The sequence below is a fragment of the Prosthecodimorpha hirschii genome (assembly GCF_001305515.1).
Taxonomy (GTDB): Bacteria; Pseudomonadota; Alphaproteobacteria; order Rhizobiales; family Ancalomicrobiaceae; genus Prosthecodimorpha; species Prosthecodimorpha hirschii.
Window position 1 is genome coordinate 5283687 of sequence record NZ_LJYW01000001.1, and the last position, 21968, is coordinate 5305654.

The window sequence follows — 21968 nt, forward strand, 5'->3', positions numbered from 1 at the left end:
AAATGTAAACGAACAACGCTTCGATTGACTGAGGCAATGGATCTATTCAAGTTTATCCGCCGGATCAAACGTTGGGTTGTGGGTCGCGACGGCGACGATACATTGCCGCATTGGTATGATTCAAAACTCCGACCCGGCCCGGAAGCTGGTGAACTGCCAGTATTTTTGTATATGCCATGGATACCAGAACATGGCGATGCGCTTGTTTCGAAGATCGCTCGCGGCGGTGGCGTTCGGTTCCATCCGCTCGACATCGTTCGGGATAGCGAGGACGTTCGCGCGCGCCTCAATGTACTTGTCTATGCGCAAGATAACCCGGAGAAATACCGCCGCCTCGTGATGAGGAAACTCGCCCCCCTTGCCGGCTCGGTTGCGGGTTTCGTCGTCTCGTTTGACTGGCATCCCGTAATGCGTGAAATCGTACATTGCTGCCGGGTGTTGAAAATACCGACCATTCTGGTTCCGCACGAGTCGGTCTTCATCGACGAGGAGCGCTACTACGTGGCGCGCAGCGGCGCCAACATGCCGGCGACCGACCATGTGCTGGCCTGGGGACAGATGCAGCGGCGCATCTTTCTGGAGCGCGGCTATCGCCCGGACCGTCTTCTGGTGACCGGTTCGCCGAAGTTCGACATCTTCCACCGCTATCAGCCGACGCTCGATCGCGATGCCTATGCGTCGATTTTCGCGCTCGATCCGTCCCTGCCGATCGTCCTCTTCGCCGGCCAGCCGCTCGACAGCCAGGTCGACAGCCAGGACTATGCGCTCGACCGCCAGTCGCAGGCGATCGAGGACCTGCTCGACGTGGCGCGCGAATTGGGCGTGCAGGTGATCATCCGCCAGCCGCCGGCGAAACGCACCATCATCGACCAGAAGACGCGGCTCAAGATCGAGACCTCGGTCGACTTTGCCATCGACGGTCCGGTCAAGTTCCTGGTCTCGCCGGAGGAGGCGCTCTACCACGCCGCGGCGGTGCTTTCGGTCAACTCGACCATGCTGTTCGAGGCCGTCCTGATGGGCCGTCCGTCCATCTCGATGCCGTATTTCAAGTTCGAGCAGATCTGGCAGAAGCTCGACATCGCGCGGGCGCCCGACAAGGACACGCTGCTGCGCCTGCTCGCCGAGGCGCTGGCCAAGGGCAAGCCGATGGTCTCCGAGCAGGGCATGGGCTGGGCGCGGCGCGAACTGGCGGCCGGTGCGTTCGACGGCGCCGCCGCGGCCCGCGTCTGTGCCGAGATGACCCGGATCGCGGCCCTGCCGCGGCGCGAGGCCATGCGGCCGGGGATTCCGGAGGAACTGGTCGAAGGCCACACCAGCGGCGCGATCGCGCTGCTCTCCAACGACGCGCTCCCGGCCCGCTGGGCGGCGCCGCTGCGGCGGCTGTTCGGCGTCAAGGCGCTGGCCCTGCCGAAGGAGATGCGCAAGGCGGCCGGTGCCGACTATGGCATGCGCATCGACCAGCGCTTCCAGACGGTCGATCCCTACTATCAGTCGGTGCGGCGGCTGCTCGGCCGCCCGGAACTGTTCGTCGATCACGGTTTCGTCGCCTCGGGCACGCCGAAGGCCGTCGCCTCGCTGATCTACGACGATCGCGCCTCCTACTACGATGCCACGCGCGAATCGCGTCTGGTCGCGCGCCTCAACGGCGAGATGACCCTCGACCCGGCGGAGCGCGACCGGGTCGCGGCGCTGCTGCCGCGGCTGTCCGTCGGTCCGGCGCCGCTCAGGACCAGCGCGCGGCGCATCCTGGTGGTCGACCAGGCGCAGAACGATCGTGCCGTCGCCCTGGGCGGCGCGTCCGTCGACAGCTTCGCGACCATGTTGAAGGTCGCCCTGGAGGCCGACCCGTCGGCTGAAATCGGCGTCATGGCGCCGGCCGCGATCGGCAGCCTCCCGCCGGCGCCGATCCTGACGCCGGAACGGATCGCCGAGATCGCCGGCGCGCGCAAGGTTACCATGCTGGCGGCACCGGAGCGCTCGGGGCTGCCCGCCGGCTGGGACGTGGTCCATGTGGTCAGCGCCGATGTCGGCCTGATCGCGGCTCTCGGCGGCGCCGAGGTGGTCTGCCACGGCACGCCCTTCTATGCCGGCTGGGGCTTCACCACGGATCGGCGCGCGGTGCCGTTCCGGCGTCGCGCCCGTACGGCCGAAGAGGTCTTCCACGTTGCGTGGATCGTGAGCAGCCGCTATTTCGACCCGCGAACCGGGGAGCCCTGCGCGCTCGAGACCTTGTTGCCGCCCGCTGAAGCCGGATCGTCGGCTCCGGCGGCGGCCGCGGCTCGCACCGCCGTGCCCTGAACGGTTCTGGTCCGGCCAATCGCGATCGGGGCTCAGGAGCGGGGACTGTCCTTGCAGATCATCTTCCACATCGGCGCGCCGAAGACGGCGACGACCTCGCTCCAGCATGCCTTGAAGCCGGCGCGGTTGCGACTGGCCCAGCAGGGCATCGCCTATGTGCCGACCGGCAAGCTGCGCAATTCCGAGTTCGGCGAGGCCCTGCGCGACGAGACGCCGTCCTTCTTTCGTCGTCGGGTCTCGCGCAAGGCCGTCGACGACTTCGTGCGCACCTGGTCCCAGCCGGGCACCGACCGGATGCTGGTCAGCGAGGAAGGCTTCTCGATCTACCTGCTGCATCCGCGCCGCAAGGGCGGCGACTGGGCGTCGCAGGCCGGCCGGACCTTCAAGATCCTGCGCCATTTCGAGCCCTACGATTTCCGCGTCGTGCTGACCGTGCGCCGTCAGGACAGCTACCTCCTGTCCTGCTATGCGCATCTGGTCCGCCACGGCCGCATCGGCCTGCCGTTCGAGGAATGGTGGCCGAAGGAGGTCGACCTCTCGCTGATGTCCTGGCGCCGCTACATCGAGGCGCTGAACGCCGAATATGGCGCCGAGCGGGTGACCGTGCTGCCCTACGAGCGCATCCGCGACGGCTTCGGCGGCTACTATCGGAACTTCATCGCCGAGGCCTGCCGGGTGCCGGAGGAGAGCGTCGCCGACATGGAGCCCGAGGAGAACGCACTCAATCCCGCGCTGTCCGACCCGGCCATGCAGATCGCCCTGATCGTCAACCGCCATACCCGCAAGCAGGTCACCGCGCTCGAGCGCAAGGATCTGATCAAGGAGATGAAGCGCGTCCTGCCGCCCAAGCAATTTCCGAAATATGCGCCCGACATCAAGGACCTGCGCGAGGCGACCGCGCGGATCTTCGCCGACGAGAACCGCTACGTGAACGAGCACCTGCTCGCCGCCCCGCATCCGGGATTCCTGTTCGGCTGACCGTATCGAGGCCTGGGGCGCGGGTACTGGCCGGCCCGGCGCGGCGCCGGCGGATCGGGTGCGGCGCCGGCTGTCGGATTGTCAGCGCGGCGGCGAGGCGAGGCGGGCCTCCAGGGCGCCGACCTGGGCGCGCAGCGCGCGCAGTTCGGCCAGGATCGGGTCCTCGCGCGCCCGGCGCGCCGCCGCCTCGGCTTCGGCCATGACGGCATCATGCTCGCTCTGCATGGCGTTGACGACGACGCCGATGAAGAGATTGAGCGCGATGAAGGCGCTGACAAGGATGAAGGGCACGAAGAACAGCCAGGCGAGCGGATGACTGGCCATGACCGGCCGCACCACCTCGCTCGACCAGCCGTCCAGGGTCATGATCTGGAACAGGGTATAGAGCGAAGCGCCGAGCGTGCCGAAGGCTTCCTGGTGGTCGGCACCGAACATCTTCGTGGTCATGACCGCGCCGACATAGAAGATCAGCACCAGGAGCAGCACGATCGAGCCCATGCCCGGCAGGGCGCCGAGCAGCGCGCCGACCACCCGCTTCAGCGACGGCACCGCCGTGATCAATCGCAGTACGCGCAGGATGCGCAGGGCGCGCAGGATCGAGAAGGGCCCCGAAGACGGTACGACCGCGACGGCCACGACCACCAGGTCGAACACGCTCCAGGGATCGCGAAAGAAGTTCAGGCGCCGCACGACGAGGCGCAGCATGAGTTCGACGACGAAGACGGCCAGGATCGCGCGATCCAGCGCCAGCAGGGCGGGGCCGATCGCATCCATCACGGTCGGGCTGGTCTCCAGGCCGAGCGAAATGGCGTTGATCAGGATCAGGACGAGGATCGCGCGCTCCAGGCGCGGATCGGCGAGGAACCCTTCGAGGCGGGCGGGCAAGGTCGACTCCGGCGGCGGTTGCGTCAGGACGCTGACTTTTAGGTAACGTCGCCCGTCCGCGCCAGCGGTTTCCTGGCCGCCAGAGCTGCCTGAGCCGCCAGGGCCGCCGGAGCCGCCGGCGTCACGCCTGTCCGTCCGGCTCCGCCGCGGCCCGGCGCCCGCCCTGCAGCGAGGCGCCGGCACCCGGCCGGAGCTGGGCGAAGATCAGCGCCGACAGGCCGGACGCGATGCCGACCGCCGCCAGCGCCATCGAGATGCGCCCGGCATCCGGTTCCGCGCCGGCCGCGGTCACCATGTGGAGGATCATGGCCGCGACGGCGACGCCGGCGGAGAGCGAGATCTGCTGGGCCATGCTGGCCAGCGAGGTCGCCCGGCTCATCTGGTGTGGTTCGATATCCGCATACGCGATGGCGTTGATGGCGGTGAAGTTGAGCGAGCGGAAGAAGCCGCCGACGAACAGCAGCACCATCATCAGCCCGAGCGGCGTGCCGACGCCGATCAGCGCGATGCTGGCGGTCATCAGGCCGCCGAGCGCGGAATTGACGATCAGGGTCGAGCGGAAGCCGAAACGCTCGATGATCGTGGCGGCGGCGAATTTCATCATCATCGCGGCGGCGGCGGCGATGAAGGTGGTCAGGCCGGATTCCAGCGCCGAGTGGCCGAAGCCGATCTGGATCTGAAGCGGCAGCAGGAACGGCAGGGCGCCGATGCCGATCCGGAACAGCGAGCCGCCCGTGACCGCGATGCGAAATGTCGGGATGCGCAGAAGGCCGACATCGATGATCGGCTGTTCGAAGCCGCGGGCGTGGCGGACATAGGCCCACAGGATCAGGCCGGCGGCACCGGCGAGCGCCAGGGAGACCGGCAGCGGCACGATATCGCGGCCGAGGGTTTCGAAGGCGAAGACCCCGGTGGCCAGCCCGACCGCCGACAGGAGGAAGCCGGTGGTGTCGAACGGGGTCCGCTCTTCTTCCCGGATCGCCGGCAGGAAGGCGAGCGCCAGCGCGATGCCGGCAAAGCCGATCGGCACGTTGATCCAGAAGATCCAGCGCCACGACGCATAGGTGGCGATCAGGCCGCCGAGGGGCGGGCCGATCACCGGGCCGATCAGCGCCGGCACGGTCAGCCAGGCCATGGCGGCGACCAGATCGTCCTTGGGCACGGTGCGCAGCATGACCAGCCGTCCGACCGGCACCATCATGGCGCCGCCGAGCCCCTGCAGCAGGCGGCCGAGGATCAGCACCGTCATCGATGGGGCCAGACCGCACAGGATCGAGCCGGCCATGAACACCCCGATCGCCGAGACGAAGACCCGGCGGGCGCCGAAGCGGTCGGCCATCCAGCCGGAGGCCGGGATGAACACCGCCATGCTGATCAGATAGGCGGTGATCGCCAGATTGAGGGCGATGGTGGGAACGCCCAGATCGTCCGCCATCACCGGCAGGGCGGTGGCGATGATGGTCGAATCGAGATGTTCCATGAACAGGGCGGACGCCACGATCAACGGGACGGTCCGAATGCGCAGGGCCATGGTGGGGATGCCTCAAGAGGGATCGCCTCTCATGGCACGACGGCACTGGGCCTGCCAGACGCCCGCCGCGGCAGAGCCATGACGATTCCGTGTGCTCCCGGATCGAGCTCTGCGGCAGGCGCGGGGCGGTACTGTGCGCGGCGGGACCCTGCGCCGCGCGGCATTCCGAGCCGGCCGGGATCGGCTCGAGCCTGTCCCGGTCGGATCGACGCGATCTGACCGCAAGGGACCGGCTCAAGCCTTTGAAACTGGAGCACTTCCTAGTCGACAGGATGATTCCATCCGGTCCGGAGACGCTCTAGCGGCCGCAGCCGATCTGCACCACGGCGCCCTTGAGGGCGGTGGCGATCTGACCGGCACTGCGCGCCGCAGACGCCTCCGGGGCGGTCGCGACCGCGATGCCCTGGCCGGCCAGGAAGGCGGCGAGCGCGCCGCTGCCGGCGACCGACCACGGCGCCTCGGGGGCGACGCCGGCGATCCGTCGCGGTTCGTTGGCAAGGCCGGCGACGAGGCCGACCACGACGCCCGACCGGTCGGTGACCGTGGCGCCGAGGCCGCCGGGCTGCAGCGGCGTCAGCACGCGCTGGCCGGCCTTGGAGCCCTCGGGCGCGGCGACCGCCTCGCCCGGTCCGACCATCAGGCCCTGGCCGGAGCGCTCGCCCTGGCCGAGAACGATCAGCGCCTCGCCGGCCGCGACCGTTCGGCTGCGCAGGGCGACCGGGGTGGCGGGTCCGGTCTCGCCCTCCAGAAGGACCAGGCCGCTGGCCCCATCGGTGGCGACGACGCGGGCCGGCTTGCCGCGCAGGCTCGGCGCGCGGCAGGCGTCGAGCGCCGCCGAGACCGTGACGACCCGGTTCTGCGCGACCACCAGGCCGCTCGCCGCCAGCATGGCCGGCTTCTCGGCTGCGGCCGGGATGGCGGCCGGCGGCGTTGGGGTGGTCGAAACGGCCGGCTTCGTGGCGGCGGGTGCGGCCGTGACGGTCGTCGCGGCGGCGGGCGGTGGCGCGGTGGTCACCGCGGCAGGCGGCGTCGCGATCGCGGGGGCCGGACCGGCGGCGACCGCGGTGGTGCCCGGGAAGGGATCGAACGAGTTCGACAGCACGACGGCGATCCGGTCGCCGTCGGGGGTCGATTTCTCGAAGCCGTAGGTGTAGCCGACGACGCCCGCCGGGCCGGTGGCGTAGCGAGTATAGAATTTGTGCGTCTGCGTCTCGCCGGCGACCACGAACCAGGTCTGCCGCCAGATCGCATAGGTGACCTTGCGGCCGGCCTGCTCGGCCTTCAACTGGTCGAACATCGCCTGCAGGTCGGCTTCGCCGGGCCGGTAGGCCTCGGTGGCGACCGAGATGCGGTTGTCCTTGCGCGTCCAGGCCGTGCCGCGGCCGCGCGGGCCGGAGGTCTCGAAAGCCTTGACCGGCAGGCCGATGCGTAAGCCAGTCTTCGGGTCGGCGACGACCGCGTAGCCGGACATGCCGCGCAGCTTCTCCGCCTCCGCCGCCAGCGCACTGCGTTCGCGCGGCTCGAGGATGCCGTCGGCCTTGAGCTTGTTCTTCAGTTCGAAGCCGACGATCGCATCGAAGCTGCCCTTGCCGAACTGGCCGTCGAGCGTGCCGTTATAGGTCGAGGCCCAGACGAGATCGTTCTGGATCGCCTTGCGGTCGTCGAGCGGCAGCGCATCGAAGGCCGCGCGGGCGGCGTCGAGCAGCGGATTCTGCGACTGGGTCGCGGCCGGCGGTGTGGTCTGGGCGGCGGCCGGAGCCGCATGGGGCACGAGCGGGGCCAGAATCAAGGCGGCCGGAAGCCACCGAACGGACTTCAGCATCGAATTCTCCTCGCGCACCCGCCCGGACCATCGCAGAGCCGCGCCGCGCCGTCCAGAGGGTGGCGGGCGGTTCCGGAGGGGTCGCGGCACCGCTGTGGCATTGCGGTGATCGATGGGGGGATCGATGGGGGGATCGATGGGGGGATCGGCAATCCCCCAACCGCATTCCCGGCCGGAGCGAAACGGAGAACCGGGACCCGCTCTGCTGCCAACATACCGCAAGATTATGTTTCGATTGATGATCTTGATGCCGTCGCGAGGCGAGTAGGTCCCGGATCGGCGGCCCTGGCGGGCCTTGTCCGCGGATCCGCGGAGAGATCTTGGCGTGCCCAGGGATCTGGCAGCCGACTTACCCTCTCGCGCCGCATTCCCGCCCGGAGCCGCAGGCGGTCCGCGCACCGAGATCCAGAGATGGACGCCCAATCTCTCAGCGTATTCCCGGCCGGAGCGAAGCGGAGAGCCGGGACCCACTCGCCTGGCCACTCGCCGCAAGGCTTTCTTTTTCATGGGAATTCCGACATCGTTGCGATGCGAGTAGGCCCCGGATCGGCGGCGTTGACGCGCCTTGTCCGGGGATGCGCCGTCAGATCGGGGCAGGGATCGTGGCACGGATCGATGCAGGGATCGATCAGGGACTCGATTCATTCAGGGATCGAAGCGCAGCAGTCGACAGGGGGATCGGCAATCCCCAAACCGCATTCCCGGCCGGAGCGCGAGCGGAGAGCCGGGACCCACTCTGCCGACAACATGCCGCAAGATTTTGTTTCGATTGACGATCTTGATGCCGTCGCGGGGCGAGTAGGCCCCGGATCGGCGGCCCTTCGGGCCTTGTCCGGGGATCCGCGGAGAGATCTTGGCGTGCCGATGGACCTGGCAGGGGACGCACCATTTCGCACCGCATTCCCACCCGGAGCCGCCGGCGGCCCGCGCACCGAGATTCCGAGATAGGCACCCAATCTCACAACGCATTCCCGGCCGGAGCGCGAGCGGAGAGCCGGGACCCACTCGCCTCGCCGCTTGCCGCAAGGCTTTCTTTTTCATGGGAATTCCGACGCGGTTGCGAGGCGAGTAGGCCCCGGATCGGCGGCGCTCGCGCGCCTTGTCCGGGGATGCGGTGCGAGATCGAGGCGGGGATCGATGGGGGGATCGATCCATGCAAGGATCGATGCGGGGATCGTAGCGCGGGGATCGATGGGGGGATCGAGGCGCGTGCCGGCGCCTAGCCCTGGCGGGCGTCCAGGAACGATCCTTGCGTGATGCGCAGCCAGCCGCCGGTGCGCAGGCGGGTGGCGCGGTAGCTGTCGACCACTTCGCGCGAGACGGCATCGCGCGCGGCGATGTCGCCGAGGAGGTCCTCGCCATGGCGGGCGGCGGCGGCCAGAATGTCGGCCGGCATCGGTTTGACGCCGATGCCGTGGGTCGATTTCAGCACCTCCAGGCTGGAGGCGTTGTTCCATTCGGCGAGCGTCAGCGCGTTGGCGTGCTCCTGCCGGCAGGCGACGGCGACCAGGTCGCGCAAGTCCGCCGGCAGGGCCTCCAGCGCCTTGATCGAGACGATCGCCTCGCCGGTGCCGTTCGGCTTGTTGAAGCCCGGGCCGTAATAGGTCTTGGTCACCCGGTGATAGCCGAAGGCGAGGTCCGAATAGGGCGCCAGCACCTCCGCCGCATCGACCACGCCGGCCTGCAGCGCCGGCAGCACCTCGCCGGTCGGCAGGGAGACCGGGGTCGCGCCGAGCCGGCGGTAGATCTCGCCGCCGAGCCCGACCACGCGGATGCGCAGGCCCTTCAGGTCCTCGAGGCCGTTCACCTCGCGACGGAACCAGCCGGCCATCGAGAAGCCGGTGTTGCCGCCCATATAGGGCTGCACGCCGAAGGGCCTGTAGAGCTTCTCCCACAGCGCCTGGCCGCCGGCCTGATCGATCCAGATCATGTGCTCGAGCGGCGTCAGGCCGAAGGGGGCGGTGGTGAAGAGCGGCGCGGCCGGCATCTTGCCCTGCCAGTAGATCGCCGCCGTATGGGCCATCTCGGCGGTGCCGCCCGAGACTGCGTCGAAACATTCCAGGGCCGGCACCAACTCGCCGGCCGCATAGACCTTCACGGTCAGCCGGCCGTCGGTCAGCCGGGCGATCGATTGCGCGAGCCGCTCGGCGGACAGGCCGGGTCCGGGCAGGTTCTTCGGCCAGGAGGTGACCATCTTCCATTCGGCCAGCCCCTTGGCGAGGGCCGGGCTGGCGAGCGGGGCGGCCAGCGCGGCGCCGGCCGCGGCCAGCGCACGGCGGCGCGAAACGGTTCCGGTCATGTCTCGGCTCCCGTCCAGAGGGCGTGGAAATGATGCACCGGCCCGTGGCCGCGGCCGATCTTCAGCCCGTCTGCGGCGCGGATGGCGGCGGTGACATAGGCCTTGGCCTCGGCCACGGCGCTCTCCAGCGGCAGGCCCCGGGCGAGGCCGGCGGCGATCGCGGAGGACAGCGTGCAGCCGGTGCCGTGGGTGTTCTGCGTCTCGTGGCGGGCGGCGCGGTACCAGCGATGGCCGGCCGCGGAGACGAGCAGGTCGGCGCTTTCCGCGCCATGGCCGTGCCCGCCCTTGATGAGCACGGCGCGCGGCCCCATCGCCAGGATGCGCCGAGCCTGGTCCATCATCGCCGCTTCCGTGGTGGCGACGCCGTCGCCGAGCAGGCGCGCCGCCTCGGGCAGGTTCGGCGTGACCAGATGGGCGCGCGGGATCAGCACTTCGCGCAGGGTGGCGACGGCTTCCGGCTGCAACAGGTTGGCACCGCTCGCCGCGACCATGACCGGATCGAGCACGACATGGGCGGGCGACCAGCGGTCGAGCCCGGCCGCAACCGCGCGGATCGCCGCCGGCTGCGACAGCATGCCGATCTTCACGGCATTGACGGCGAGATCGGAGAAGACCGCGTCGATCTGGGCGGTGACGAAGTCCGGCGGCACGTCGTGGATCGCGGTCACGCCGAGCGTGTTCTGCGCCGTCAGGGCGGTCAGCACGCTGGCGCCGTAGACGCCGAGCGCCGAGAAGGTCTTCAGGTCGGCCTGGATGCCGGCGCCGCCGCCGGAATCCGAGCCCGCGATGGTCAGCGCGATGGCGGTCATGCGGCGGTCTCCGGCTGCCGTGCACGGGCACGGTCGAGTTCGGCACGCAGCGCCTCAGCGGCAGCTTTCGGGTCGGCGGCGGCCATGATCGCCGAGACCACCGCCACGCCGCGCGCGCCGGCCGCGACCGAGGGGGCGATCTCGGCCGCGCCGATGCCGCCGATGGCGACGATCGGCAGGGCGGTCAGCCGGGCGACGGCGCCGAGCCCCTCGAAGCCGATCGCCGCGCCGGCATCGGCCTTGGTGGCGGTCATGCGGATCGGCCCGGTGCCGAGATAGTCGACCGCGGCGAGGGCTTCGGCCGAGGCGGCATATTCGGCCGGCGAGCCGACCGACAGGCCGACGATCCGGTCCGGTCCGAGGAGGCGGCGCACGTCGCGCGCATCCATGTCGCCCTGGCCGACATGGACCCCTTCGGCATCCGCCGCCAAGGCCACGTCGGTACGGTCGTTGACGATGAGCGGGATGCCCTTCGGCCGGAGCAGGGCGACCAGCGCGCGCGCGGCCGCGACCAGGGCGCCGGTCTCCGCCAACGGGTCGCGCAACTGCACCAGCGTGACGCCGCCGGCGACCGCCGCCGCGACCGTGTCGAGCAGCGCGCGCGGCTGGCCGATCGACGGATCGGTGACCAGATAGAGACCGAGATCGAAGGCGGGGCGGGTCAAAGGGCGATCTCCGTAAGGCCGGCCTGGGCGGCGAGGGTGGCTTCGTCCATGGCGAGGAGCGCGTCGCACAGTTCGGCCGGCAGGTGGCCGGCCCCACCGGGACAGCGCGCGCCGGCGACCGCACCGGCCGCGCCATAGACGGCCAGTGCCGCGACGGCGGCGTCTAAGGGCGGGGCCACGGCCAGGAAGGCACCGGTGGCGGCGGACAGCGCGCAGCCGAGCGCGGTCGAGAGCGGCATCAGCGCATGGCCGCCGGTGATCGCGATCAGGCGGGTGCCGTCGGTCACGTAGTCGGTCTCGCCGGTTAGCGCCACGACCGTGCCGGCCTGCCGCGCGAGGGCGACGGCGGCCGCGACCGCCGCCTCCGAGCCGGCGAGCGAATCGACGCCCCGGCTGGCTTCCGCCCCGGCGGCGGTCGAGGCGGCGCCGGCGAGGCCCGCGAGCGCCATGATCTCCCCGGCATTGCCGCGCACCACGGCGGGCTTCAGGCGCAGGAGGGCGAGGGCGGCGTCAGAGCGAAGCCGGGTCGCGCCGGCGGCAACCGGATCGAGCAGCCAGGGCTTGCCCAGGCGATCGGCAGCCGCGGCGGCGCGCAGCATGGCCTCGATCCAGGGGCCCGACAGGGTGCCGATATTGATCACCAGCGCGTCGGCGATGCCGACGAAGTCCTCGACCTCCTCGCCGGCATGGACCATGGCCGGGGAAGCGCCGAGGGACAGGAGCACATTGGCCGAGACGGTCATGGCCACGTAGTTGGTGATGTTGTGCACCAGCGGCCGGCGGGCGCGCAGGGCGGCGAGCGTGGCAGCCACGCTGGCGATCGTCGGGGCGGGCTTCGGGGAGGGGGGCGGGGCGGTCATGTCAGGCGCGCCTTCTCGAGGATGGTGGCCGCATCCAGCCCGTAGAGCGCATCCAGGATCGCGCCGGCGAAGGATCCCGGCCCGCTGGAGGCCGCCGCGGCGACCTCGCCGGCGATGCCCATCACGGTCAGGGCCGCGGCGGCGGCGATCAGCGGGTCCGGCTCGACCGCCCGGAACGCCGCCGCCACCGCGGTACCGGCGCAGCCCATGGCGGTGACGCGGTCCATCAGCGGATGCCCGTTGGCGATCCTGACGATCCGGGTGCCGTCGGTGACGATGTCGACCGGCCCGGACAACGCGACGGTGGTCAGGTTCCTGGCGGCGAAATGGCGGACCGCCTCCTCGCCGGTATCCGCGCCGCCGAGGCCGACGAATTCGTCATGGTTGGCTCGCACGAAATCCGGCTCCATGCCGATCAGCGTGCGTGCGAAGTCGAGCCGGGGCGGGGAGATGTCGACCTTGACCGGGTCGAGCACCCACGGCACGCCCATCTCGCGGGCGACCTCGACGGCGGTCAGGCTGGCGTCGCGCCGGTGCCGGTCGAGGATGCCGAGATTGACCAGCAGGCTGCCGGAGACCGCGATGAAGGCGGCGATCTCCTCCGGGCTGGAGGTCATCGACGGCCGCGCGCCGATCGCCAGCAGCATGTTGGCCGTATAGCCTTGAGCGACCGGATTGGTGATCACCTGGACCCGCGGCCGGGCGGTCCGGACCGCGTCGAGCACGCCGGCGACGCGTTCGGCTGTGAAGGGGGCGGACGTGAGCGGGACGCCCGCAGGGGAATGTGTGGGGAGTTGCTGGGTCACGAACGCGCCTCCGCCGGGATTGCGGGCAGGACGGTTCGGGATTGCGGGACCATCGCCATCTCAAATCCCTCCGCCGGCACGACCCGGATCAGGTTCTTGGAGTTGGCGCCACCGCCTCTCAGCCCGGCCGTCAGGACGGGCACCCCCATGAGATGGCTACAGACCTAGGATCTCGTCCCATCGTTGGCAAGCGGGAATTTGGATGGGAAAAGTTGGTCGGCGCCCTTGCAATGGCGGCCATGCGCTCCCACTTCTGGTCTCGACGGTGACGCGGGGCCGACCAAGCCCCGGCGTCCAGTGGAGATCAGGAACGCTGACCGCGGATGTACCGGCAGCCTTCGATCTCCCCAACCCGCCCGCCGCCTGCGCTCTTTCCGAAATTTCGGAATGATCGCGTCGCGCCGCCGCCCCAAGGGGACCGGCACGCCGACGCGAAGCTGCAGCGGCGGGGCGGGCGTCCTTGTTTCGCGACATCCCCTCCGGGTTTTGATCCGCACGGCGCGGTTCGGGTGCGCTCGGCCGCCCCCGTAAGCGGGGCCGCCACCCCTTGCCGCCATGGCGGCGATCCGGTCTATTGGGCGCCCGCATCATTCGCCAAGGCGAGCCCATGAAACCCTTCTTCGTCCTGATCAAGACCAATCTCGGCCGTGCCTACGAGGTCGCGACCGCCCTTGCCGATGCCGAGATCGCATCGGAAATCTATTCCATTGCCGGCGACCACGACCTGATCGTGAAGTTCTATGTCGAGGACGATACCGATATCGGCCGCTTCGTGAACGAGAAGGTGCACCACATTCCGGGCATCCAGGACACCAAGACGCTGATCACCTTCAAGGCCTTTTAGCGCCGGGGCGTCGCGGCGGCGCGCCGCAATTTCGCGCGCTTCCCGCCGCGACCGCCTTGATGATTCCGATAAGCCGTCTGCCTTTCGCCGTGACGTTCCGAAAATCCTGCCGGCACCGCATGGGACAAGGAGTGCCGCCATGATTTCGATGCTGCGTTTCGGACCGGAGATCCGCGTGATGCCCGAACTTGTCGATCTCGCCATGGCCGATCTCGTCGAGCATGCCCGGCTGGTCGAGCCGCTGCATCTGCGCGATCTGTTCGCCGCCGACCCGCAGCGCTTCCAGCGCTTCTCCGTCGCGCTCGACGACCTGCTGATCGACTATTCCAAGAACAGGATCGTACCGCAGACCATGGAGCGGCTGATGGCGCTGGCGCGCGTCGCCGATCTCGAAGGCTGGCGCGACCGGATGTTCGCCGGCGAGCCGATCAACACCACCGAGGGCCGCGCGGTTCTGCATACCGCGCTGCGCAACCGGTCCGGCCGGGCCGTGACGGTCGACGGGCGCGACGTGATGCCCGACGTGACCGAGGTGCTGATCCGCATGGGCGCCTTCGCCGATTCCGTCCGCACGGGCGCGGTCAAGGGCGCCACCGGCAAGGCCTTCACGGATGTGGTCAATATCGGCATCGGCGGGTCCGATCTCGGCCCCGCCATGGTGACGCTGGCGCTGGCGCCCTATCACGACGGCCCGCGCGTCCATTTCGTCTCCAATGTCGACGGCGCCCATATCGCCGACACCCTGAAGCGGCTCGATGCCGAGACGACGCTGTTCCTGGTCGCCTCCAAGACCTTCACCACGCTGGAGACCATGACCAACGCGGCGACCGCCCGCGCCTTCGTCGCCGACCGGCTCGGCGAGGCGGCGGTGCCGGACCATTTCGCCGCGGTCTCGACCGCGGTGCCGAAATGTGCCGCCTTCGGCATCCGCGAGGACCGCATCTTCGGCTTCTGGGACTGGGTCGGCGGGCGCTATTCGGTCTGGTCGGCGATCGGCCTGCCGGTGGCCATCGCGGTCGGTTCGGAACGGTTCGAGAGCTTCCTCGCCGGCGGCCACGCCATGGACGAGCATTTCCGCACCGCGCCGCTGGAGGCCAACCTGCCGGTCGTGCTCGGCCTCCTTGGCGTCTGGTACCGCAACGTGTTCGGCATGGCCTCGCAGGCGGTGATCCCCTACGACCAGCGCCTGTCGCGCTTCGCCGCCCATCTGCAGCAGCTCGACATGGAATCGAACGGCAAGCGCGTGCGCCGCGACGGCCGTCCGGTGGCGCTGTCGACCGGTCCGGTCGTCTGGGGCGAGCCGGGTACCAACGGCCAGCACGCCTTCTTTCAGCTGATCCACCAGGGCACCGACCCGATCCCGGTCGATTTCCTGCTGGCCGCCGAACCCCATGAGACGCTGTCGGACCACCACGCCAAGCTGGTCGCCAACTGCCTCGCCCAGTCCGAGGCGCTGATGCGCGGCAAGACGCTCGACGAGGTCCGCGACGAACTGGCCGCCGCCGGCCTCGACGAGGAGGCCATCGCGGCGCTCGCCCCGCACAAGGTCTTCCCCGGCAACCGCCCGTCCAACACCATCCTCTACCGCAAGCTCGACCCCTTCACCCTCGGCCGGCTGCTTGCCCTCTACGAGCACAAGGTGTTCGTCCAGGGCGTGATCTGGAACGTGAATTCCTTCGACCAGTGGGGCGTCGAACTCGGCAAGCAACTCGCCACCGAGCTCCTGCCCGTCGTCAAGGGCGACGCCGACCCCGACACCCGCGACGGCTCCACCGCCGGCCTGATCGGCCATTTCCGCGCTTTGAGGGGATAGCCGCGAGGGAACCCGTCGGCCCGCCGTCGTCGCCCCCCCGCCTTGGTCGACCCCGTCGGGCCGGTCTTCGGCCGCAGCGGCGGATTCGTGCGCGTGCGGGTCTTTCCCCTTCTCAGCAACGCAGGGGGCGAAGGGGAAGGGGCCGAGGGATCGGGGGCTGATTTCCCCAATCCAACAACGCGCTATCCCCTTCTCCCACTGAAGGGGGGAGAAGGTGCCCGAAGGGCGGATGAGGGGGTCGATCGCGCGTCAACGCCCCGAGGCGGCGGTCCGGCCGCCGACAATACCGACCCGAACCGCAGGACTTTCACCCCGCCGCGGCATCCAGGCCCCCTCATCCGGCCTTCGGCCACCTTCTCCCCCTTTACAGGGGGCGAAGGGGAAGGGGCCGAGGGATCGGGGGCTGATTTCCCCGATCCCGCAACGCGCTATCCCCATCTCCCCCCAAGAGGTAGAAGGGGAAGGAGCCGAGGGAGAGATCGGGGGCGATGGGCGGGGCCGCTCAGCGGCCGGGCCCGGGCCTCAGCCCTGGTAGGCGACGACGGTCTGGCGCTGCTCGCCGAGCTTTTCGATGCCGAGATGCATCGTGTCGCCGACCTTCAGGTAGAGCGGCGGCTTCATGCCGAGGCCGACGCCCGGGGGGGTGCCGGTGGTGATCACGTCGCCGGGATCGAGCTGCATGAACTTGGAGATGTAGGCGACGCAGAAGGCGGCGCTGAAGATCATGGTCCGGGTCGAGCCCTTCTGCACGCGCTTGCCGTTCAGGTCCAGGAACATGTCCAGCGCCTGCACGTCGCCGACCTCGTCCGGGGTCACGAGCCAGGGGCCGAGCGGGCCGAAGCCCGGGGCGGCCTTGCCCTTGACCCACTGACCGGTGCCCTCGGTCTGCCATTCGCGCTCGGACAGGTCGTTGCAGACGGCATAGCCGGCGATATGGGCGACGGCGTCCTTCTCTTCGATCCGGTAGGCGGTCTTGCCGATCACGATGGCCAGTTCGACTTCCCAGTCGCCCTTGGTCGCGCCCGGTGGGAGGACGACATCGTCGTCCGGGCCGGCGAGGCAGTTCGGCGCCTTGTTGAAGAGCACGGGCTCCTTCGGCACCGGCAGGCCGCTCTCGGCGGCATGGTCGGCATAGTTCAGGCCGACCGCAATGAAGTTGCCGGTGCGCGCGATGCAGGAGCCGAGACGGACGCCCTGCGGCGCCTCGGGCAGGCTGAGGGGATCGAGCGCGCGGATCCGGTCGAGCGCGGCGGGCGTCAGGCCGTCGCCGGCGAAATCCGGAACAAGGCCGGACAGATCGCGGATCGAACCGTCGGCGGCGACGATACCGGGCTTCTCGGCGCCCTTCGCGCCGAAACGGACAAGCTTCATTCCTCGGGTCTCCCTCTTGCTGTCCCATCCGTCGCCGGCACGCCGGAGCGGGGGCGTTCGGAGGGCGGCGGATCATGCGCGAGGGCCGGGCGGCTGGCAACTGCCCGGCACGCATTCCTCGTACCTTTGCTGCGGGACCCGCGTTCCCTCGACCGCGACCCTTTGCGGCGGAAACCGCAGACCTTTGCGGCGTCGGATCGAGGGCGTCACAAAAGCGAGATCGGAATCGTGTTCCTGGAGCCCATGTTGCCATCCGGAACCGCCACGATGACTGCCCTACCGTTCCGGGCCGCGGAACTGCCGGCCATGATCGGCCGCGATCCGGCCGTGCCCGAAGCCCCCGATCCCGCGGAGCCCAAGCCCCGGCATTTTCGCGCGCTGTTCCTGTCCGACGTGCATCTCGGCACGCGCGGCTGCCAGGCCGACCTGCTGCTCGATTTCCTGCGCCTGCACGATGCCGAGACGGTCTATCTGGTCGGCGACATCGTCGACGGCTGGCGCCTGAAGCGCTCGTGGTACTGGCCGCAGAGCCACAACGACGTGGTCCAGAAGATCCTGCGCAAGGGCCGCAAGGGCGCGCGCATCGTCTACCTGCCCGGCAATCACGACGAGTTCCTGCGCGACTATCTCGGCTCGCATTTCGGCGGCGTCGAGATCGTCGACAGCCTGGTGCACGAAAGCGCGGACGGCCGCCGCTTCGTCGTCATCCATGGCGATCAGTTCGATGTCGTCGTGCGCAACGCCAAGTGGCTCGCCCATCTCGGCGACTGGGCCTACACCTTCGCGCTTGGCGTCAATACCGGCTTCAACATCGCCCGCCGCAGGCTCGGCTTCGGCTACTGGTCGCTGTCGGCCTGGGCCAAGCTGAAGGTCAAGAACGCGGTCAGCTTCATCGGCGCCTTCGAACAGGCCCTGACCACGGAGGCCCGCCGGCTCGGCGCGGACGGCGTGATCTGCGGCCATATCCACCACGCGGCGATCCACGACCGGTTCGGCATCACCTACGTCAATACCGGCGATTGGGTCGAGAGCTGCACGGCGGTCGCCGAACACCATGACGGTCGCATGGAAATCCTCACCTGGACGAAGCCGGCCGAGGCGCTCGCCCCCGCAGCCCGCGCGGAGGTCCTCGGCGCCGCATGACGAAAATCCTGATCGTGACGGATGCCTGGCGCCCCCAGATCAACGGCGTGGTGCGCACGCTCGAACGCCTGTCGGAGGAGATCCGCCGCTTCGGCATCGAGGTCGACCTGCTCACCCCGGCCGAGTTCCCGACCCTGCCGTGCCCGACCTATCCGGAGATCCGGCTGGCGTTGACCGGCATCAACCGGGTCCGCCGCCGGATCGAGGCGGCGCGGCCGGACTATGTCCATATCGCCACCGAAGGTCCGCTCGGCCTGATGACCGCCAAGGTCGTCAACGGCCACGGGCCGGGCTTCACGACCAGCTACCACACGCGCTTTCCGGAATATCTGTCCGCGCGCCTGCCGGTGCCACAATCCTGGTCCTATGCCTGGCTGAAGCGGTTCCACAATCGCGGGCTGGCCTGCATGGTGGCGACCGAAAGCCTGCGTCGCGATCTTTCCGATCGCGGCTTCAACAACCTGGCGATCTGGTCGCGCGGGGTCGACCAGAGCCTGTTCCGGCCGCGCACCGAGCGCATTCTCGACCTGCCGCGCCCGATCTTCATGAATGTCGGCCGCGTCTCGGTGGAGAAGAATATCGAGGCCTTCCTGGATCTGGACCTGCCCGGCTCCAAGGTGATCGTCGGCGACGGCCCGGTCCTCGGCTCGCTCAAGAAGCGCTATCCGGACGTGCATTTCCTCGGCACCCATACGGGCGAGGACCTGGCGCGGCTCTATGCGGCGGCCGACGTGTTCGTCTTCCCGTCGCTGACCGACACCTTCGGCAACGTGCTGATCGAGGCCCTGGCCTGCGGGGTGCCGGTCGCCGCCTACCCGGTGATGGGTCCGGTCGACGTGATCGGCGACACCGGGTCGGGCGTGCTGTCGAACGACCTGCAGGAGGCCTGCCTCGCGGCGCTCGACATCCCGCGCGAGGCGGCGCTGGCGCGGGCGGCCGACTTCACCTGGGAACGGGCGACGCAGCAGTTCGTCGACACGATCGAACAGGCGCAGCGGCGCCGGCGCACCGTGCAGGCGGCCTGACGGCGGGACCCCCTGGCGCGGCGGCGCCCCTGGCCGGGCCTGGATCCGGTCATGGCGCTGCCGTTCGGTCGCGGCGGACCCGCGGACGCAACGGGTTGCCGCGTCGCGCTCCGGCTGGTACGGCTCTCGGCCCCATCCGGAGGATCGGCCATGACGGACCAGGCGCTACCCACCTATGACGACATCCTGGCGGCGGCCGTGCGCATCGAGGGCGAGGCCGTGCGGACGCCGCTCGTCACCTCGCCGGCGCTCGACGCGAAGCTCAATGCGCGCGTCTTCCTGAAGCCGGAATGCCTGCAGCGCACCGGCTCCTTCAAGTTCCGCGGCGCCTTCAACGCCGTCTCGCAGATCCCGGCCGACCGGCGCGCGAACGGCGTCGTCGCCTGTTCGTCCGGCAACCATGCCCAGGGCGTGGCGGCGGCCGCGGCCCTGCACGGCCTGCCGGCCACCATCGTGATGCCGTCCGACGCCCCGGCCATCAAGCGCGAGCGCACCGAGGGCTACGGCGCCACGGTCGTCTCCTACGACCGCTCCAGCCAGGATCGCGATGCGCTGACCGAGGCCATCGCGGCCGAGAAGGGGGCGACCCTGGTCCACCCCTACGACAATCGCGACGTGATCGCCGGGCAGGGCACGATCGGGCTCGAGATCGTCGAGGACCTGCGCGCGCGGGGCCTGACCCCCGACGTGGTGCTGGTCTGCTGCGGCGGCGGCGGGCTGACCGCAGGCGTGGCGCTGGCGATCAAGACGCTGGTGCCGTCGGCTGCGATCTATCCGGTCGAGCCGGAAGGCTTCGACGATCAGGCCCGGTCCTTCGCGGCCGGCGAAAGGCTGCGCAACACCCGCACCGCCGGCTCGGTCTGCGATGCGCTGCTGACGCCGATGCCGGGCGTGCTGTCCTTCGCGCTGAACAAGCCGCGCATCGCCCGCGGCCTCGTCGTCTCCGATGCCGAAGCCTTGGCGGCGGTCGGCTATGCGGCGCGCGAACTGAAGCTGGTGCTGGAACCCGGCGGCGCCGTCGCGCTGGCGGCGGCCCTCTCCGGCAAGGTCGATCTCAGCGGCAAGATCGTCGCCATCGTCCTATCCGGCGGCAATGTCGATCCCGCCATCCTGGCCGGCGCCGTCGCCGCCTGAAGCCCCGGCACGTCCTGAAGCCGGTTCGGCCCGGCGCGGTCGGTAAGGACCGCGACCGGCTCGATCGGCAGCGACCGACAGCCTGCCTCTCCGCCCGGACGTCCGCGTCCCGGCGGGGCGGGCGGCTACCGGCACGGGAAAGGCAACGCCTGGGGCATTGTCGCCTGGGGCGTTGTCGTCAGGGCTGTCGTCGTTAGGGCTGTTGTCGTCGGGGGCGCCGCGGCCGGCCAGACAGGCCGGCCGAACAGAGGCTCAGCCGAAGACGATCAGCTTCTCGGTCGGGGTGAGACGGGCGATCGGATCCTCGCTGCGCACCAGCGCGAAGACCGGCTCGGCGGCGGCAGCGGGCGCGGCCGGCTCGGCCTCGATCTCCAGCGCGAGGGCGACATTGCCGAGGGTCGCGGGCGCGGCGATCCGGCTCGGCCGGAGGCGCGGTTCGCGCGATGCCGCCTCCTCGGCGGCTGCGGCGAAGATGTCCGCGGCCGGTGCGATCCGGTCCGCCGGCTCCGGAGCTGCGCCGGTTTCGTCCGACGGCGCCTCGCCCGCCGGGATCGGCATGGCGAACACATCCGCCGTGGCGAGCAGGCTCGCGTCCGTCGCCATCGCGGCTTCGGCGGCCGAGACCTGATGCCCGTGGACCGGACGGTCGTCCACCGGCGGGACCGCGCGGGCGACGGGGGCGCGCGCGAACACGTCGGCCTCGTCGGCACCGACGAATTCGAGTTCGACCGGCACGACGATCATCATGTCGTCGTCGATCGTCGCATAGTCCTGGCGGGAGCCGACCTCGAAATCGGCCGAGGACAGCCGGACCGGCATCGCCATGGCGGCCTGCCGGCCGTCGAATTCCACGGCCGGGCCGTCCGCCGCGAAGGACGCTGCGGTTTCGTCGGCCGACCAATCCGGCTCGGGCAGAGCATCGACGGCCATGTCCAGGATGTCGTCGACGGCGGATTGCTCGATGCCCTCGCCGGCGAGGGCCGGGCCGTTGAGGAGATGCGCGTCCGGCCGCGAATCCTGCGGGCTGACGGTCGCGGAGCCGCCGGCGACGGGCATGTCCTCGACATCGCCCATGCCCCAGATCGACATCATCGAGCCGATCCGGCTCTCCAGATAGCGCAGCACCGTGACCACCTTGCGGGTGCGCTGGCCGGTCAGGTCCTGGAACGAGCAGGCGGTGTAGATTTCGGTGGCGTGGCTGTCGAGCCGGTCGCACAAGGCGCCGTCGATGCCGTCCTCGCGCAGCGTCCAGGCGATCTCCTGCACCCGCTCGGTGTTGGACAGGATCGTCTCGGTGGCGTCCTCGGTCTGGCTGACGATGGCGTCGAGTTCGTTCGAGGCCTGAGCGAAACGGCCGCCTTCGACCGTCTCCAACTGCATCTGGGCGATCTCGACCTTGGTCCGCTGGATCGCCTCGGCCATGTCGGCCAGATCGAGCTTGATCCGGTCGATGTCGGGCACCTGCCGGTCGCGCTTGATCACCCGCTCCAGGCGCTCGATCGACGAGACGATGGCGTCGGTATCGGCAGCACGATGGCGGCGGGCATACTCGGCCAGAAACCAGCGCCCGCGGGCCGTCTCCATGACGGCATCCTCGATCGCCTGATAATCCTCGATGGGGAGACCGGTGACTTCTCCGTCGCCTTGCATGCGGTCCGCCGTTCGTGCCGTGCCGCTGGTGTCGT

Annotated in this window: 18 protein-coding genes and 1 riboswitch; of the genes, 7 read left to right on the top strand and 11 right to left on the bottom strand. The window is 69.9% G+C overall.

What is annotated here, in order from left to right; genetic code table 11:
• Positions 1 to 120 precede the first annotated feature (120 nt).
• Complete coding sequence (locus tag ABB55_RS30515; RefSeq protein ID WP_054360943.1) at positions 121 to 426, bottom strand: hypothetical protein; 306 nt, start codon at positions 424 to 426, stop codon at positions 121 to 123.
• Between ABB55_RS30515 and ABB55_RS23235 the strand changes: the two genes are divergently transcribed.
• Together ABB55_RS23235 and ABB55_RS23240 are read left to right on the top strand one after the other, a co-directional pair.
• Positions 409 to 2298 (top strand): capsular polysaccharide export protein, LipB/KpsS family, encoded by a 1890-nt coding sequence (locus ABB55_RS23235; protein ID WP_160321299.1) that lies wholly within the window; start codon positions 409 to 411, stop codon positions 2296 to 2298. The genes ABB55_RS30515 and ABB55_RS23235 overlap by 18 nt on opposite strands.
• Before the next feature lie 51 nt (positions 2299 to 2349).
• Entirely contained in the window at positions 2350 to 3276 is a 927-nt protein-coding gene (locus ABB55_RS23240; RefSeq protein ID WP_054360945.1) for a hypothetical protein, read from the top strand.
• A gap of 81 nt (positions 3277 to 3357) precedes the next feature.
• Here the strand turns inward: ABB55_RS23240 and ABB55_RS23245 are convergent, their stop codons facing one another.
• From ABB55_RS23245 to thiM (ABB55_RS23280), 8 genes are all read right to left on the bottom strand, one after another.
• Positions 3358 to 4161 carry an ion transporter gene (locus ABB55_RS23245; RefSeq protein WP_054360946.1) on the bottom strand — a complete coding sequence of 268 codons (804 nt, stop codon included), beginning with the start codon at positions 4159 to 4161 and terminating at the stop codon, positions 3358 to 3360.
• Between the two features lie 121 nt (positions 4162 to 4282).
• Entirely contained in the window at positions 4283 to 5692 is a 1410-nt protein-coding gene (locus ABB55_RS23250) for an MFS transporter (RefSeq protein WP_152982151.1), read from the bottom strand.
• Positions 5693 to 5990: 298 nt separating this feature from the next.
• The gene (locus ABB55_RS23255; protein WP_054360947.1) at positions 5991 to 7514 is read right to left on the bottom strand and encodes a peptidoglycan-binding domain-containing protein; all 1524 of its coding nucleotides are present in this window, start codon (positions 7512 to 7514) and stop codon (positions 5991 to 5993) included.
• Positions 7515 to 8733: 1219 nt separating this feature from the next.
• Complete coding sequence (locus ABB55_RS23260; protein WP_054360948.1) at positions 8734 to 9813, bottom strand: TRAP transporter substrate-binding protein; 1080 nt, start codon at positions 9811 to 9813, stop codon at positions 8734 to 8736.
• The gene (thiD, locus tag ABB55_RS23265) at positions 9810 to 10622 is read right to left on the bottom strand and encodes a bifunctional hydroxymethylpyrimidine kinase/phosphomethylpyrimidine kinase (RefSeq protein ID WP_054360949.1); all 813 of its coding nucleotides are present in this window, start codon (positions 10620 to 10622) and stop codon (positions 9810 to 9812) included. The genes ABB55_RS23260 and thiD overlap by 4 nt, the downstream gene beginning before the upstream one ends.
• On the bottom strand, positions 10619 to 11287 hold the full coding sequence (gene thiE, locus ABB55_RS23270; RefSeq protein ID WP_054360950.1) for a thiamine phosphate synthase: 669 nt from the start codon (positions 11285 to 11287) through the stop codon (positions 10619 to 10621). The genes thiD and thiE overlap by 4 nt, the downstream gene beginning before the upstream one ends.
• Positions 11284 to 12147 (bottom strand): hydroxyethylthiazole kinase, encoded by an 864-nt coding sequence (thiM, locus tag ABB55_RS23275; protein WP_054360951.1) that lies wholly within the window; start codon positions 12145 to 12147, stop codon positions 11284 to 11286. The genes thiE and thiM (ABB55_RS23275) overlap by 4 nt, the downstream gene beginning before the upstream one ends.
• Positions 12144 to 12953, bottom strand: a complete 810-nt coding sequence (thiM, locus tag ABB55_RS23280) for a hydroxyethylthiazole kinase (protein ID WP_083463874.1) — start codon at positions 12951 to 12953, stop codon at positions 12144 to 12146. The genes thiM (ABB55_RS23275) and thiM (ABB55_RS23280) overlap by 4 nt, the downstream gene beginning before the upstream one ends.
• A 47-nt stretch (positions 12954 to 13000) precedes the next feature.
• Positions 13001 to 13110: riboswitch (TPP riboswitch) on the bottom strand.
• A gap of 450 nt (positions 13111 to 13560) precedes the next feature.
• Here thiM (ABB55_RS23280) and ABB55_RS23285 point away from each other — a divergent pair.
• Together ABB55_RS23285 and pgi are read left to right on the top strand one after the other, a co-directional pair.
• Positions 13561 to 13797, top strand: a complete 237-nt coding sequence (locus tag ABB55_RS23285) for an Lrp/AsnC ligand binding domain-containing protein (protein ID WP_054362252.1) — start codon at positions 13561 to 13563, stop codon at positions 13795 to 13797.
• A gap of 178 nt (positions 13798 to 13975) precedes the next feature.
• Positions 13976 to 15610: a glucose-6-phosphate isomerase gene (gene pgi, locus ABB55_RS23290; protein WP_152982289.1), complete on the top strand. Its 1635-nt coding sequence runs from the start codon at positions 13976 to 13978 to the stop codon at positions 15608 to 15610.
• 522 nt (positions 15611 to 16132) lie between these two features.
• Here the strand turns inward: pgi and ABB55_RS23295 are convergent.
• Positions 16133 to 16981, bottom strand: a complete 849-nt coding sequence (locus ABB55_RS23295) for a fumarylacetoacetate hydrolase family protein (protein ID WP_054360953.1) — start codon at positions 16979 to 16981, stop codon at positions 16133 to 16135.
• Positions 16982 to 17287: 306 nt separating this feature from the next.
• Here ABB55_RS23295 and ABB55_RS23300 point away from each other — a divergent pair, with 306 nt between their 5' ends.
• The 3 genes from ABB55_RS23300 (at position 17288) to ABB55_RS23310 (ending at position 20283) form a co-directional block, all read left to right on the top strand.
• Entirely contained in the window at positions 17288 to 18124 is an 837-nt protein-coding gene (locus ABB55_RS23300) for a UDP-2,3-diacylglucosamine diphosphatase (RefSeq protein WP_054360954.1), read from the top strand.
• Positions 18121 to 19149, top strand: a complete 1029-nt coding sequence (locus ABB55_RS23305) for a glycosyltransferase family 4 protein (RefSeq protein WP_054360955.1) — start codon at positions 18121 to 18123, stop codon at positions 19147 to 19149. Before ABB55_RS23300 ends, ABB55_RS23305 begins: the two co-directional genes overlap by 4 nt.
• Positions 19150 to 19299: 150 nt before the next feature.
• Complete coding sequence (locus ABB55_RS23310) at positions 19300 to 20283, top strand: threonine ammonia-lyase (RefSeq protein ID WP_054360956.1); 984 nt, start codon at positions 19300 to 19302, stop codon at positions 20281 to 20283.
• Between the two features lie 252 nt (positions 20284 to 20535).
• Here ABB55_RS23310 and ABB55_RS23315 read toward each other — a convergent pair whose 3' ends face one another.
• The gene (locus tag ABB55_RS23315) at positions 20536 to 21933 is read right to left on the bottom strand and encodes a protein phosphatase CheZ (RefSeq protein WP_054360957.1); all 1398 of its coding nucleotides are present in this window, start codon (positions 21931 to 21933) and stop codon (positions 20536 to 20538) included.
• Positions 21934 to 21968: the final 35 nt, after the last annotated feature.